Source organism: Magnetospira sp. QH-2 (assembly GCF_000968135.1).
Lineage (GTDB): Bacteria > Pseudomonadota > Alphaproteobacteria > Rhodospirillales > Magnetospiraceae > Magnetospira.
The window spans coordinates 2,880,703-2,895,557 of sequence record NZ_FO538765.1 but is presented as its reverse complement, the minus strand read 5'-3'; the positions used below and the strand labels follow the sequence as shown (position 1 = coordinate 2,895,557).

General features: G+C 60.4%; 15 protein-coding genes. 2 read left to right on the top strand and 13 right to left on the bottom strand.

What is annotated here, in order from left to right:
• Positions 1-7: 7 nt before the first annotated feature.
• The 8 genes from MGMAQ_RS13735 to MGMAQ_RS13700 form a co-directional block, all read right to left on the bottom strand.
• The gene (locus MGMAQ_RS13735) at positions 8-940 is read right to left on the bottom strand and encodes an ABC transporter permease (RefSeq protein ID WP_046021987.1); all 933 of its coding nucleotides are present in this window, start codon (positions 938-940) and stop codon (positions 8-10) included.
• Entirely contained in the window at positions 937-2,010 is a 1,074-nt protein-coding gene (locus tag MGMAQ_RS13730; RefSeq protein WP_046021986.1) for an ABC transporter permease, read from the bottom strand. Before MGMAQ_RS13730 ends, MGMAQ_RS13735 begins: the two co-directional genes overlap by 4 nt.
• Positions 2,007-3,569 carry an ABC transporter ATP-binding protein gene (locus tag MGMAQ_RS13725; RefSeq protein WP_046021985.1) on the bottom strand — a complete coding sequence of 521 codons (1,563 nt, stop codon included), beginning with the start codon at positions 3,567-3,569 and terminating at the stop codon, positions 2,007-2,009. The genes MGMAQ_RS13730 and MGMAQ_RS13725 overlap by 4 nt, the downstream gene beginning before the upstream one ends.
• Before the next feature lie 142 nt (positions 3,570-3,711).
• On the bottom strand, positions 3,712-5,124 hold the full coding sequence (locus MGMAQ_RS13720) for a multicopper oxidase family protein (RefSeq protein ID WP_052716393.1): 1,413 nt from the start codon (positions 5,122-5,124) through the stop codon (positions 3,712-3,714).
• A gap of 12 nt (positions 5,125-5,136) precedes the next feature.
• The gene (locus MGMAQ_RS13715; protein WP_046021983.1) at positions 5,137-5,523 is read right to left on the bottom strand and encodes a DUF302 domain-containing protein; all 387 of its coding nucleotides are present in this window, start codon (positions 5,521-5,523) and stop codon (positions 5,137-5,139) included.
• A gap of 11 nt (positions 5,524-5,534) precedes the next feature.
• Positions 5,535-6,929: an adenylosuccinate lyase gene (gene purB, locus MGMAQ_RS13710; RefSeq protein ID WP_046021982.1), complete on the bottom strand. Its 1,395-nt coding sequence runs from the start codon at positions 6,927-6,929 to the stop codon at positions 5,535-5,537.
• 79 nt (positions 6,930-7,008) lie between these two features.
• On the bottom strand, positions 7,009-7,638 hold the full coding sequence (locus tag MGMAQ_RS13705; RefSeq protein WP_046021981.1) for a sensor histidine kinase KdpD: 630 nt from the start codon (positions 7,636-7,638) through the stop codon (positions 7,009-7,011).
• Between the two features lie 59 nt (positions 7,639-7,697).
• Positions 7,698-8,315 (bottom strand): response regulator transcription factor, encoded by a 618-nt coding sequence (locus MGMAQ_RS13700; protein ID WP_046021980.1) that lies wholly within the window; start codon positions 8,313-8,315, stop codon positions 7,698-7,700.
• Between the two features lie 352 nt (positions 8,316-8,667).
• Here MGMAQ_RS13700 and MGMAQ_RS13695 point away from each other — a divergent pair, with 352 nt between their 5' ends.
• A complete protein-coding gene (locus tag MGMAQ_RS13695) occupies positions 8,668-9,147 on the top strand; it encodes a tellurite resistance TerB family protein (protein WP_046021979.1) in 480 nt (159 codons plus the stop codon).
• Here MGMAQ_RS13695 and MGMAQ_RS21425 read toward each other — a convergent pair.
• Positions 9,142-10,335 (bottom strand): LuxR C-terminal-related transcriptional regulator, encoded by a 1,194-nt coding sequence (locus tag MGMAQ_RS21425; protein WP_052716392.1) that lies wholly within the window; start codon positions 10,333-10,335, stop codon positions 9,142-9,144. The genes MGMAQ_RS13695 and MGMAQ_RS21425 overlap by 6 nt on opposite strands.
• Before the next feature lies 1 nt (position 10,336).
• Positions 10,337-11,494, bottom strand: coding sequence for a DUF2336 domain-containing protein (locus MGMAQ_RS13685; protein WP_046021978.1), 1,158 nt, complete (start codon positions 11,492-11,494; stop codon positions 10,337-10,339).
• 229 nt (positions 11,495-11,723) lie between these two features.
• Between MGMAQ_RS13685 and MGMAQ_RS13680 the strand changes: the two genes are divergently transcribed.
• Complete coding sequence (locus MGMAQ_RS13680; protein WP_046021977.1) at positions 11,724-12,275, top strand: SiaB family protein kinase; 552 nt, start codon at positions 11,724-11,726, stop codon at positions 12,273-12,275.
• A gap of 50 nt (positions 12,276-12,325) precedes the next feature.
• On the opposite strand, the gene MGMAQ_RS13675 is transcribed toward MGMAQ_RS13680, so the two are convergent.
• Genes MGMAQ_RS13675 through cyoE form a run of 3 tightly spaced genes read right to left on the bottom strand, consistent with a single transcriptional unit; the run spans position 12,326 to position 14,826 of the window.
• Positions 12,326-12,907 (bottom strand): hypothetical protein, encoded by a 582-nt coding sequence (locus MGMAQ_RS13675; protein WP_046021976.1) that lies wholly within the window; start codon positions 12,905-12,907, stop codon positions 12,326-12,328.
• Positions 12,892-13,947 carry a COX15/CtaA family protein gene (locus tag MGMAQ_RS13670; RefSeq protein ID WP_046021975.1) on the bottom strand — a complete coding sequence of 352 codons (1,056 nt, stop codon included), beginning with the start codon at positions 13,945-13,947 and terminating at the stop codon, positions 12,892-12,894. The genes MGMAQ_RS13675 and MGMAQ_RS13670 overlap by 16 nt, the downstream gene beginning before the upstream one ends.
• Positions 13,948-13,956: 9 nt before the next feature.
• Entirely contained in the window at positions 13,957-14,826 is an 870-nt protein-coding gene (gene cyoE, locus MGMAQ_RS13665) for a heme o synthase (RefSeq protein ID WP_046021974.1), read from the bottom strand.
• Positions 14,827-14,855: the final 29 nt, after the last annotated feature.

Genomic DNA, 14,855 nt, shown 5'->3' with positions numbered 1-14,855 from the left:
AGGTCCGTCAACCGGACGCGTGAAATTGCCGACCGAGGCAGGCCGGAGCGCTGAGGCGGTGTCGACCCGCCCGTGAGGAAATGACGGCCAGCACCAAAATGGTGGCCAGATAGGGCAGCATGGCCAGGAACTGTGGCGCGATGTCGATGCCCGCGCCCTGCACATGCAATTGAATGATGGTGATGCCGCCGAACAGGTAGGCGCCGAGGATCACCCGCCAGGGCCGCCAGGAGGCAAACACCACCAAGGCCAGCGCGATCCAGCCGCGCCCGGCGGTCATGTTCTCCACCCACAGGGGGGTGTAGACCAAGGATAGGTAGGCCCCGCCCAACCCCGAAAGAGCGCCACCAAAGGTCACGGCGGCATAGCGGATGGCGACAACACGATAGCCGATCAGGTGTGCCGCCTCGTGATTTTCGCCCACCGCGCGCAGGATCATTCCGCCGCGGGTCTTTTGCAAAAACCACCAGACCATAGCGACCAGGAGCATGGAGACATAGACCAACGGATCGAGGCCGAACAGCAAAGGGCCGATCACGGGGATCTCGGTCAGGCCGTGAATATGGATTCGGTCGAGGCCATGGAAGCTCTCGCCGACAAAGTCATGGCCAAGCAGCGCACTAAGCCCGAGGCCGAACAGGGTCAGGGCCAGGCCGGTGGCCACCTGGTTGGCCATCAAGGTGAGGGTGAGCACGGCGAACAGCAGGGCCATGGCCGCGCCTCCGGCAGCCCCGGCAACGACCGCGAGCAGGCTGTTGTCTGTGGTGATGCCGGTCATGAAGGCGGTGACCGCGCCGACCACCATCATGCCTTCGACACCCAGATTCAGCACCCCGGATTTCTCGGTCACCAGTTCCCCGGTGGCGGCCAGGATCAGCGGCGTGGCGGCGGTGACAATGGTCAACAGGGCCGAGACGACGAGGATGGAGTCACCGCTCATGGGCGTGCCTCCTCGCTGCGATGCCAGCGGAGGCGATACCGCACCAGCAGATCGCAAGCCAGAAGATAAAACAGCAGCAGCCCCTGAAACACACCGGTGACCGCGTTGGGCATGTTGAGCACGATCTGCGCGTTCTCGCCGCCCAGATAGGTCAGAGCCATGAGCAGCCCGGCCAGCAAAACACCGATGGGATGCAGGCGCCCGAGAAAGGCGACGATAATGGCGGTGAAACCATAGCCAGGCGAGATGGTTGGCATCAACTGTCCCACCGGCCCGGCGACCTCGAACATACCGGCCAGACCGGCCAATGCGCCGGTGAGCAGCATGGCGAACCACACCGTGCCTTTTTCGCTGAACCCGGCAAACCGGGCGGCGCGCGGGGCCTGTCCGATGACCCGCAATTGGAAACCAAGCATGTGGCGTCCAAAGGCCAGCCAAGCCAGCCCGACAGCCACCAGGGCGACCAGGGCCCCCAGGTGCAGGCGGGTATCATCCAGCATTACCGGCAGCAACGCCGCATCGTGGAACAAGCGCGATTCCGGGAAGTTCATACCGTCCGGGTCACGCCAGGGGCCATGCACCAGATACTTCAACAGTTCCAGGGACACATAAACCAACATCAGGCTGGTCAAGATCTCGTTGGTATTGAAGCGGGTGCGCAGCAGGGCGGTGATGGAGGCCCAGGCCATGCCCGCCACCATGGCGCCCAAGGCCATCACGGGAAGCACCCAGAAGCCCTCGACTTCATAGAGCACCAAGGCCATGCCACCGCCACCCAGAGCCCCCAGGGTCAGTTGTCCCTCGGCCCCGATGTTCCATACCCCGGCCCGGAACCCGAGGGCCAGGCCCACGGCACAAAGTACAATGGGTGTCGCCTTGACCCCCAACTCGGCCAAGCCATACAGCGACGAGACGGGCTCAATGAAATAGGCCGACAAAGCGGCCAGCGGGGCATAACCCAACAGGCCGAACAGCAAAGCGCCCGAGAGCATGGTCAGAACCACCGCCAGCACCGGGCTCAAATAGACCCAGGCGCGAGAGAGTTCCGGACGAGCTTCCAGGGACATCATACGGAAAGGACCTCCGCGTCACTGATATTGCCATGCAGACCACCCATCAACAGGCCCACATGTTCGACGCTGACCGTATCCACCGGCCCGGCATCAATCAGCTTGCCTTCGCACATCACCGATACGCGGGTACTGATTTCCAGCAATTCGTCCAGATCCTGAGTGACCACCACCACCGCCGCGCCGCCTGAGGCCAGATCCAGCAGGGCCTGGCGGATGGCCAGGGCCGATCCGGCATCGACCCCCCAAGTGGGCTGCATGGCCACCAGCACGTTGGGCGTTTGATGGATCTCGCGACCGATGATGAATTTCTGCAGATTGCCGCCTGATAGGCTGGTGGCCGCATGGCCGATTCCGGCGGTCTTGACCCGGAAGCGATCAACCACCGACCCGGCAAAGCTTTTGGCCGTGCTTCGGCGAATGAAGCCGCCCAGCCCCACCATGCCGCTGCCCCGGGCACTGAGCAAGGCATTCTCCCACAAGGGCATATCCGGCACGGTGCCATGGCCCAGGCGTTCCTCGGGCACATAAAAAAGGCCCAGGCGCCGCCGATGGCGCGGGCCCATGTGACCGGCGGCGGTACCGTCTATGAGGATGGCCTTGGCATCGTCCATCTTCCGTTCGCCGCTGATCACCGCCATCAGTTCCGCCTGGCCGTTTCCGGCGATTCCGGCAATGCCCAAGATCTCGCCGCCGCGCACCGACAGGCTGACATCTTTCAGATCGGTGCCATGGGGCTCGTCGGATTCCAAATGGGAGCAGGTCAAGGACAGACGCTCGGCGGTCAATTGCACCGCCGCCCGTTCGCGGGCCACGGCGGCGGATTCGCCCATCATTTTTTCGGCCAGGGTGCGGGCGGTTTCCTGTCTCGGGTCGCAATGGTCCACTACTCGGCCATTGCGCAAAATGGTCGCCCGGTGACACAGGGAACGGATTTCCGCCAATCGATGGGAAATATAGAGAATGGAGACCCCCTCCGTTGACAGCCGCCGCAGGGTCTCGAACAGCCGGTCTGCTTCCTGTGGGGTCAACACCGACGTGGGTTCGTCCATGATCAGCAATTTGGGATTCTGCAACAGACAACGGACGATCTCGATGCGCTGCCGTTCCCCCGCCGACAGGCTATGAACGTAGCGGTCCGGATCCAGGGGCAGGCCATAGGACTCCGAGACCGATACGATTCGCTTGCGCAGGCCGCTGCCGGTGCCCGCTTCCTCGGCGGGCAGGGCGAGGGCGATGTTCTCCCGCACGGTCATGGCTTCGAACAGGGAGAAATGCTGGAACACCATGCCGATTCCCATGGCCCGAGCTCGCTGTGGCGAATCCGGATGGCATTCCCGGCCTTCCCAGCGCATATGGCCGGAATCGGCCTTTTGGACACCATAAACGTACTTAACCAGCGTGCTCTTCCCGGCGCCGTTCTCACCCAGCAGAGCATGGATCTCACCGGGGGCGATGGTCAGGAAAATGTCGTCGTTGGCAAGGCAGCCGGGAAAGCGTTTGCTGACACCGATCAATTCGAGGCGGGGCGGCGTTTCCGATGGACTTGCTGAGGCCATGAACCAGGGTCCTGGGTGGCTGACGCGACTGCCGATGGTGTGTCACATCGCTGTCAATTTTGCAATGCACATCTGGTTTGAACCACTAGGATTTGACAGTCTCCAGGCCCTAAAGTATCAGTCCTTGATCAAGACGGATACTTTAGCTTACCCGCAGGAATCCCATCATCCCGGCGGCGGCATGTTCAAGAATATGGCAATGCAGCGCCCAGTCACCCGGATTGTCGGCGACGAAAGCCACGTCCACATATTGGTCTGGCTGAATCAGAACTGTATCCAGAATCACCGGCCTTTCCAGATTCTTGCCGTTGCGGGACAGCAGGTGGAACGAATGGCCATGCATGTGGATGGGGTGGTCGAAAGCCGTATCGTTGCGCCAGCGCAAACGATAGGTACGGCCTAGTTTCATGTCCAGCATCGGGTCGCCCAGGTCCCCTTCTTCCATCGGCGGCAGGACCTTGCCGTTCACTGCCCAGACCAGACCCATTTGGGCGATCTCGCGCAGGCCCATTTCGGTGCCTTTGTAGTCGGCGCTGCGCAGGCCGCCCATGGCGCCGCCCTGGAACACCATTTCATGGATTTCGGTGATCTTGGGATCGGGGAGGGCCACCGGATTGGCGGGAAAAGGATTGGGGGTGGGCAGGGGGGCGCGTCGCAAGGGGGACTCGTCCGAATAGTGAATCTCTGCGAGGGTGTAGACCGACCGGGAATAGTAGCTGTCCACGACCTTGATCTTGTCTGCCGGCTTGCCGTTCAGATCGATGATCAGATCACTCCGTCCGCCGGGAGGCAGGACCACCAGGCCGGTGCCCATGCGTCGCGGTTCGACCGGATGGCCGTCACGGGCCATGAGCCAGGGATCCAAATCGCCGAAGGAAAGCCCGAATGTGCGGGCATTAGCGCTGTTGACGAGCCGCAATCGGATGCGCTCGCCTGCTCTGACCCGTAACGATTCGCCCACCTTGCCGTTGATGGTGGCGACGTTACCCAGTCGACCCCCATGGGCTTTGTCATGAAAGCCCCCGAAGGGAGCCAAATTGCCATCCTCCTGGAGCCGCCAATCATCGATCTGCCAGACCAGGTCCCGGTCCACGCGGGGCGGGTCCTTTTCCTCCACCACCAGGGCACCGGACAGCCCGCGCCCCACCTGCTCGGCACTGTTGACGTGGGGGTGGTACCAGAAGGTTCCGGCATCCTGGAGCGGAATATCGTACAGGAAGTCTTCTCCGGGCAGGACGGGCGGTTGGGTCAGAAAGGGCACGCCGTCCATGGCGTTGGGTGTCCGCAACCCGTGCCAATGGATGGTCGTCGGGTCAGCCAGACCGTTCTCCAGGGTAGCCTTCAGTGATTCCCCTTGCTTGGCACGCAGGACCGGCCCCGGAACGGCCCCGTCATAGGCCCAGACCGGCGTGGCCGGTTCCTCGGGACCAAAAAAGGCGACGGTCGCCGGTTTGGCGGTCAGTCGACGGGATTCCATGGCCTCGGCAGGGAGGCGCGGGAGCGCGGTGCTTGCCACCAGGGCGCTACCGCCGATGAGGAATTGTCGACGATCCAAGGGGCCAATCCTTCAGAGTTCGTCGATGACGGACTTGAGCAGTCCTTGGACCTGTGTCGCGATATCGCCCAGGGCTTGGTTCTCGATGGCCTGCATGGAGGCAATCGGGTCCACCGCCGAAACCTCGATGGTCCCGGCTTCGGATTCCTGCAAGATCACATTGCAAGGCAGCATGACACCGATCTTGTCCTCGGCCTGCAACGCCTTGTGGGCGAAGCCCGGATTGCAGGCACCGAGGATCACGTAGGGCCGGAAATCCACGTCCAGCTTCTTTTTCAGCGTCGCTCCCACGTCGATGGTGGTCAAGACACCAAACCCCTTGGCCTGAAGGGCCGCGGTGACCGTCTCGATGGCGGCATCCATGGAGGTGGAAAGAGTGGTGGTGAAATGATAGCTCATGGGAACCTCGATCAGTTTTCGCCGAAGATACGTCGGAAGATCTCGTTCACTCGCTTGGTGTGATAGCTTAGTGAGTCTTCATCCAGCAGGCTGCTCAGTTTGGTTACATCAAGCACCCGCGCCAGATCTTCGTCGTGGGACAGGAAGAAGAACAACCGATTGTCGTGTTCGGCGGCCAGTCGGTCCAGTTCATCCAGTTCGGCGGCCTTGCTGGGGTCGTCCGGGTCGATGCCGAAGCTCTTCCACACTCGCATGGCATTGCGTTGAACGATCTTATAGGCGTCCTCGCGGGATACATCATTCTGGGTCAGGAATAGCAGCACCCGTTGGGCATCATGGATACCGCCAAAGGCATTCAGATGATCCAGCATGTTTTCCGGATAGACCACCAACTTATCCACCAGCCCGACCAGACGGTTGAGGGCAAAGTCCAGGGTGATGGTGGCATCCGGGCCGATCATCCGTTCCACCGAGGAATGGGAAATATCGCGCTCATGCCACAAAGTGACGTTTTCCAGCGCCGGGACCACCGCCGAACGGACGATGCGTGCCAGCCCGGTCAGATTCTCCGTGAGGATCGGATTGCGCTTATGGGGCATGGCCGACGAGCCCTTTTGCCCCGGGGCGAAGTATTCCTGAGCCTCGCGCACCTCGGTGCGTTGCAGGTGGCGGACCTCGGTGGCAAGGTTTTCCATGGAGCTGGCAATGACGCCGAGAGTGGCAAAGAACATGGCGTGGCGATCACGCGGAATCACCTGGGTGGAGACCGGCTCCACTTGCAGGTCCAGCTTCTGGGCCACGTATTCCTCGACCGCCGGGTCGATGTTGGCAAAGGTGCCAACGGCGCCGGAGATGGCGCAGGTGGCCACTTCCTCGCGGGCCCATTGCAGGCGTTCCTTGTTGCGGGCGAACTCGGCATAGAAGCGGGCGAACTTCAAGCCCATGGTGGAAGGCTCGGCATGGATGCCATGGGAGCGGCCCATGCAGACCATCATCTTGGTTTCCATGGCGCGCTTTTTCAGCGCCGCCAGGACCCTGTCCAGGTCGGCCAGCAAAATGTCGGCGGCTTGACTGAGCTGCACTGAAAAACAGGTATCCAGCACATCCGACGAGGTCATGCCCTGATGCACGAAGCGCGCATCCTCGCCCACATGTTCGGCCAACTCGGTCAGAAAGGCGATGACGTCATGCTTGGTTTCCATCTCGATGGCATCAATGCGGGCGATGCGCTCGGGTGTATAAGGGAGATCGCCACGGTCCCAAACGGCTTTGGCTGCCGCCTTGGGTATAACGCCCAATTCCGCTTGGGCGTCGCAGGCATGGGCCTCAATCTCGAACCAGATGCGGAACTTATTAGCGGCCTCCCAAATGGCGGTCATCTCGGGACGGGAATAACGGGGAATCATGGGCGGTTCTCCTCAGGCTTGCGACCCGATGGGTGTAGACGAACTCTGCGGTGATGCCAAGATATGGTTGCCGCCGATTCTATTTGGCGAGGGGAAAGTCCAGGCAGAAGCACGAGCCTTTCCCCGGGGCCGAGGCAACTTCAATGGAGCCGCCGAGCAATGCTGTCGCCTGCCGGGTCGTGGCCAGTCCCAGGCCTGGTCCAGGACCGGCCGTGCCGGACTCTCCTTGGAAAAAGGGATCGAAGATCCGCGCGACCTCCTCGCTCGGAATGCCAGGGCCTTCATCGCGTATCTCGATCCTGAGCCTTCCATTCTCGCGACGGCAGTGAAAAGACGCGGAACCCTGTCGGATGGCGTTGTCCATAACTGGGCGCAAGGCCATTTCGAGCAGCTTGGGGTCGCTGGCGAGCGAAAGGTTGTCGATTTCCATCGTCACATCCCCCTGCCACAGTCGATGCACAAGCGGCGCCAAAGGAATGGTGGTGGTGACGACAGAGATCTCGCCTGAGGTGAGCCAGGCGTAATCAAGCACCTGATCCAGCAGGACTCCCAGATTGCCAGCGGCTCGTTCCAGCTTTTCCACCAACCGGACCGAACTCTCGGCGAGCTCTTCGGTCTTGAGGACGTCCAGCAACAAAATCATGGCCTGCAATGGCTGGCGAAGGTCGTGACGAACCCGCGACAGCACCATCGCCGGATCAACGGCCATAGAGGCATCCGGGTCGATTCGTAAAACAATGGGAAGCGAGGAGGGGGGCACCGCCCGGCTCAGCCCGGGCTGGCCAGTCCCAGGTCCATGGCCTTGCGCACCGCCTGGGTGCGGTTGCTGACCTGGAACTTGCGGAACACCGATTTAAGATGAACCTTGACGGTAATTTCCTTGATCCCCAGACGCTCGGCGATGTCCCGGTTGGAATGACCCTGGGTGAGCAGAACCAGGACTTCCCGTTCGCGCTGAGTCAGGGCCGAAACTTCCGGTTGGGATTCGATATCAACCAACAGGTCGTCGGGCACGAAGCGTTCTCCATCGAGAACCTTTTTCAGCGCGTCGATCAATTGCGGGCCGCGAATGGTCTTGGGGATATAGCCTCGCGCACCCAGTTCCAGACTCCGTTTCGCCTGATGGGATTCAACGGCGGCGGACAGGATGACCACGGGCAATTCGGGATATTCATCCTTCAGCGTAATCAGACCGGCAAAGTCCTTCATTCCCGGCATTACCAGATCCAGGATGACCAAATCCGCGCCGCCACCGTTTTTCATCTCGGCATGGGCTTCGTTGAAACTGGACGCTTCGAGTACCGTGACATCGTCGGCCAAACGAGTCAGATACAAAGAGAGCGTTTCCCTGATCAAGGCATGGTCGTCGGCGAGAATAATACGCATCGGCTCAATCCGTTCGTCGGCTTTTTTGTCGATTCATCAACTGGTGGTGCTGGCAACAATCAAGTCGTTCCAATAAGTCACAGAACTATACCAAAGCGTAGGGAATGTTACCTCACCGGAACGCTTTCTGTCTACATCGTTTGATCGCAGTTCGCGAGTAATTTATGCGCATAAGAGGATTTATTCGCTCAAATCATGGACTTAAAAAAGGTCCTCCTATCCGTAAGGAGTGGTGCGGTGCAATATAGGCTGGTGGATCCAACGGTGTGCTGGATTCTTGGGCAAATGGAAGTCTTGCGAAGAGCGTTCCGGCATGGTGAACTAGCCATTGATCCGAGAGGAGGGGGGATTCATGGGTTTTTTGAGCGTCCTGACCGAACGATTCCAAGCAGAGTTGGAGCGGCAGCGCAATCGACCGTTTTTGCGTGCATCCATGGCCGCCTGTGCGCTGGTTGCCGCGGCGGACGGCGAGGTTTCGTTAGGCGAACGGGTACGGGTGGACCAGATCCTGGAAACCCTGGAATCGCTCCGCGTTTTCGATCCTCATGAAGGCGTGGATCTGTTCAATGGGTTTTCGGATGCCATTCTCCAGCACCCCAAGGAGGGGCACGCATCGGCTTTACAGTTGGTATTGGATTTTGTTGAAGGGGAACCGACCACGGCCCACCTGTTGATACGGGTTTGCCTGGCGGTGAGTGAAGCCAACGGCGAAAAAAACCTGGCGGACCAAATCGAGATCGTCAGTTTGTGCAGCCAGATGGGGATCGACCCGGAAACAGTTGGCCTCTATACCCCCGATTCCCTGGTCGAAGAATCCGCCAAGCATTCATGAGACCTTGACGCCCAGGTTGGTGGCGAGCACCACGGCTTGGGTCCGATTCTCGGCGCCCAACCGGTCGCAGACCGCCCGCACGTGGCTTTTGACCGTGGCCTCGGAAATGCCCAGTTGACGGGCGATATGCTTGTTGGAATAGCCTTTCATCATCAATGACAAGACCTCCCGCTGACGACGGGGGAGGTTCTTCAAGATCTCTCCGGCGTTGGAGTCCACCGTTGCCGCCGCCGCTAATTTGGTGCCGGTGCCTAACGACGGGGCGGCCTGAGCCGTGGGGAATCCAGGCACCAGAGCGGCAAGCACCGAGATCATGCCGAGAATGCGACTGGCATGACCGAGGGTCTTTTCCACCCCCGCCTGCTCGCCAAATGCTGGAATGGAAACGGCCATGCGCCGGGCCTGTTCGTCGAATAGCAACCACAGGGTCATGGGGGTGCGTTCGGGCCCCGCGACAAAGCGGAAACCGATTTCCTCCACCTCGAACAGATCGCTCCGCCGATTGCGATAAAAAGACTGCCCCCGGCATGCGCCGTGGCGCGTCAGGCGATCCTCGATCTGGTCCGGAGTCGGATCGTCGGGGGAAAGAAAGACCAGATTACTCCGCGACAGACGGCGAAGTTCGCCTTCTCCATATCCCGTGATTTCCCGGAATCGAGGATTGCTGAACAGAATTCCGTGATCGGGGCCGGTGATGGTCAAGGGCACGAACTCGGCATCCAGCACCTGGGATACCTTTTTCAGGGTTTGCCAGGCCAGCACGCTTTCGCTGGCATCGGCAAGCTTGCCAAGGAGACCAAGAAAGCTGCCGTCGGCTGGATCGTAGAGCGGCGTTGTGCTCACCCGGACCAAGCCCAGCTTTCCATCCCGATTCTCATAGCGATGGATCAGGTCGCGGAATGGCTGGCGCTTTTGTTCCGGAGTGGCATTGGGCCGGTGCAGAACAGGCCGGATGATGTCATCAAGCAAACAGCCCACCAGTTCCACCGGGTAGTATCCCAAGTGCCGCACCGATGGGTCGGAGATCGAGGTAAGTCGCAGATGGGCATCGGTTTCAAAGATGCAGTCGTCCAGCAATCCAACCAACTGCTCGCGGCGCAAGAGCGCATGACGGCGGGCCCGGCGTTCCTCGTCGAGAGTCAGGCTTTGATCAAGGTCGTCAAGCGTGGTGCCCTTGCGATCGCCCATGTCATTTGCCCCGATCACCTGACAGCTGTAGTTCTCGAACCGCAGACAGGAAATCCGTGCCTCTGGACCAGAGTTTGACCACCCGTTCGGCGGCCTCATGGGTGACGGAATCAAAGAAGTCCAAGGCGGTTTTGGGTTCAGGATCGGTGGCGATGTCCTCCCCGGCACCGGCCCGGGCCATGCGCGAAAGCACGTAGATGTCGCCGTAGGCATCCCGATTCAGACCGATGGCACGACAGGCGATGGCAAGGCCTTCGCCGCCCGGTTCAAACAAAATCCGTCGGACCAACCGCGCACGCAGGCCACTAACCTGACGGAACATGCTGATGAACAAGGGCACCTCGCCCTCGTGCAAGGCGGCAACAAGCAACTGCATGCGGTCTTCCTGCGTCGCCATGAGGGTGGAGATAAGATCCTGTCCAGGGACGAATTTGCGTCCGGCCAGTTCGTAAAGGCGGCGTTCCTTGATGATGGTTTTTTCCAGAGCCTCGTCCACCAGCGCCGGGTCCAGGCGCCAGGTTTCCAAGATATAGCTGCGCAAGGCGGCGCTGACCCAAAACACCATCTTGCGCGCCAGGTCCTCGTCCAGATCATTGCGCCGGACGATGGGTTCCTGGATGGAGCTCATGGTGCGGGATTTTTCGACCAGATATTCCATGGTCTGGCGGGAAATATCCGAATCGCCATTGTGCAGCAGCCGCAGGATCACGCTTTCCTCGCCGGTCAGCGCCAGTTCATGGGACAGATCAGAACTGATATTGCGGCGTGCCGCGATGGCCATTTGGTGTTCGAGGGTCCGGTGGCGGATGATCTCGATCAGGTCTTCGTCCATCAGCACCTGACTGTGCAGAAGGATTGGTTCGGCGACGGCGAACTCGTCGTTGCCCAAAAACCGCAATAGATCACGCGGCGCCGTGTCCTGTTCCGATAACACCTCGCTCAGGTTATGGCGCACCGAGTTTTCCACGTCGGCGATGACCTGATGCAGGATATCGTAGATCAATGACCGGGCCCGGTCATTCAGCTCGTCGCTGCCTGTATTGAAGAAGGCGGCGACCATCTTGGCCAGTTCGGAACGGGACTGTTTGGATTTTTTGCGCGCCAGGGCCAACAGATAATTGCTGTCGACCGCCGCGTCGTCTGCAGGCTTGTCCGCCATGCCTATCATCCGTCCCATCACACAATACGTGGATCGCGCCACGCCGCCCCGATTCACAGTTCACCATAACCGTCTCGATGAATCAATCACGGCCTCCACCAAAAGGTGGAGTCGGGATATCCATCACTGAGCAAATTGGAGAAGTTGCGGGTGGTCAAGCAAGGATGTATCCCTTAACATCTTCAAGCAGGTTCCCCGGGGCGGGGTGGACCGCACCGAAGGAGCGGTGATGATCGGGGATTCCATATACGATCTCAGAACCTATCTGAGAGGACATGAAGTGCTTTTCTGCTACAGCGGGGCCGTGAACGAAAAGGTCCTGACAGGGATCGGTGACGCCCTGAAGCGCAAGATGTCCATGGATGGCGCGGATACCCGGTCGGCCCGGGGGGTGTTTTCCGTGTTCGTCGAGCAGATGCAGAACATCATTCGATACTCCGAAGAAGCCGAACCCGAACAGGACGGTCTCAGCGGGGAACTGCGTCATGGGGTTTTGGTGGTCGGGCGCCGGGATGATGCCTATTTCGTGGTCTGCGGCAATATGATCCGCTCAAGCGAAGTCCAGCGCCTGAATACGGCCTTGAGCGAAATCCAAGGCATGACCCGCGATGAAATCAAGAAACGCTTCAAGGCAGTATTGCGTGGCGCGGTGCCGAAAGGCTCCAAGGGCGCCGGTGTGGGTTTCATGGATATCGCCCTGCGCGCCACTCGGCCCATTGATTTTCGCTTCCAGGACATTGACGAAGACATGGCTTTCTTCACCTTGGAAGCGGTGATCTAAAACGAGGAAGCTGAATTCGGCAAAGACAGTGGCAACCAAGGAGAGATCGTCTATTGGCCGGGGCCGACGCCGGTTTTGATCATGGCGCCACCCCCCTCGAATCCTGGCATGACGAACTTTTGCCCAACCCTGATCTTGCCTTTGCGGCGTTGGATATTGAGCCAGTCCAACCGCCACTTGCCGTCCCCTTCATAAATCACCACGGATTCGAACGGGGCGGGTCGGTATTCCCTGCCCTCCCACCAGATGACCGCCGAGCGGATGGAGAACACCCCCGGTTTGCCTGGCACCACCAGCGATGATTCCAACGAAGGAAAACGCAATATCTTGGTGCGCCCCACCAATTCACGGATGAAGGCCTGGACCACCGCATAAGCGCCCCGTTTATCGACCTCGATCACCGACTTCCCTTGGGTGGAGAGCGCCAACAAATGGGCCTGCCCGGCATCCACCTGCGCCATCATATCCGCTTCAAGGGCCTTGCGCTGGGTCTCTGGCAGATTGGCCAGGTGTTCGATCTCGGTCACCCCGCCGATCATGTTCGAAGCGATCTGCTTGTACATCAGCAAGGGCAGGGGCAGCACAACGGCGGCAAGCAGCAGCCAGAGCACCCATTTTACCGGACGGGGCATGGAACACCTTTGTCGAGAAATGTGGAAATTGGAATGGGACGTATGCGGTGCAGCGCCCAAAGGGTGGCGGTGAAGAGGGCCAGGGCTCCCATCTGGTGCAGCGAGCCCAGAGCGACTGGTACCTCCAGCAACAAGGTCAGAATGCCCAGGCTTAACTGGACAACGGCCACCAGGGCCAGCACCGGAAACGCGATCTCGTTACGCCCCTGCCAGCCGAGCCACAAGGCCAAGCTGGTGGTGGTCAGGGCCAGGACCCGATGATCGAACTGGACCATCACGGTGTTCTCCAACGGATTCAGGTACCAGGGATCCAGATGCCCGAGATTGTCGGGGATCAACTGCCCGCCCATGAGCGGGAAGGTATTGTAGCTGAGCCCCGCATCCAGCCCTGCCACAAAGGCCCCGGCGATGACCGTGACTGATACCAAACCCAATAGAAGGCGCGTTGGCAGGCGGAGCGGCCCGGCGGTCACTTCCGCGTGGCGGGCAAAAGGGTCGAGCAGGGCCAGGGCCTGACGGAACATCAAGGCGAAGATCAGGAAGGCCAGTCCAAGATGGGCCGCCAGACGATAATGACTGACGTCGGGACGATCCACCAGACCGCTCATCACCATGTACCAACCCATGACCCCTTGCAGGCCGCCGAGGATGAAAAAGCCGACAAGCCGCCAAACCAGGCAACGGGCCAGTTGACCGCGAATCAGGAACCACAGAAACGGCAGGGCAAAGGCCAGGCCGACCAGCCGTCCGATCACCCGATGGATGAATTCCAGCCAGAATATGCCCTTGAAGCTCTCCAAGGTCATGTTCCGATTGATCTCAAGGAATTCCGGCGAGGTACGGTAGGCCGCAAACAGGCTTTCCCAGTCGGCTTGGTTCAGGGGCGGCAGAAAGCCGGTCAGAGGCTTCCATTCGACCATGGAAAGGCCGGAGTGAGTCAGACGGGTCAGTCCGCCGACGCAAACCATGATCGCGACCAGGGCACAACAGACCAGCAGCCAGATGCCCACGGCGCGGGGCGATGAGGAATCCCCGACCATGATCGTCGATCAGAACAGAAGAGAGGCCACGTGCTTGTCCACCACCACGGCGATGAAGATGGCCAGCAGGTAAAACATGGAGCCCAGGAAGGTGCTGCGCGCGTTGTCGCGGCTCGGCTCTTGGACCAAGGCCCAATTGCGCATCAGGAACCAGCCTCCGGCGGCGGTGGCCAGCAGGCCGTAGACCGCGCCCAGCGCGCCGAAAGCCCAGGGCAGCAGGGTCGAAGCGACCAGCGCCAAGCTGTTCCAGAGAATATACTTGGCGCAGCGGGCATCGCCCACCAGCACCGGCAGCATGGGCACGCCGGCTTTAGCATAGTCATCCTTGAGCAGGATGGCCAACGCCCAAAAATGCGACGGGGTCCATAGGAACAAGGTGATGGCCATCAGCATGGGCAGCAGCCACAAGGACGGATCCGAGGCGGCGGCCCCGGCCAGAATGGCGAAGCTCCCGGCAGCGCCGCCGAATACGATATTCAGCCAAGTGCGGCGCTTCAGCCAGACCGTATAGACAATGGCATAGACAAAGGCACCGAGGAACAAATGGGCCGCCACCGCCCAGTTGAGGGCCGTCACGGCCAGGGCGCATCCGGCGGTCACGAGAATCGCGGCAAACCACAAGGCATGGCGCGGATCGGCCATGGCGCCATTGACCAGCGGACGATTGGCGGTCCGGGCCATCTGGCTGTCCAGGTCCCGGTCCCAAAAATGATTGAACACGGCACCGCCCGAAGAGCCCAGTACCATGGCCAGGAACAGCGGTAGGGCCTGCATGGGATCGACGGTGGGTGCGACAGCGGCATAGCCGGTGACCGCGGTCAACGCGATCATGAAGGCAATGCGCGGCTTGCAGAGCTCCAGGTATCCCCGAAACGTCATTTCCCATACTCCCTGTGTGTATTTTGTCC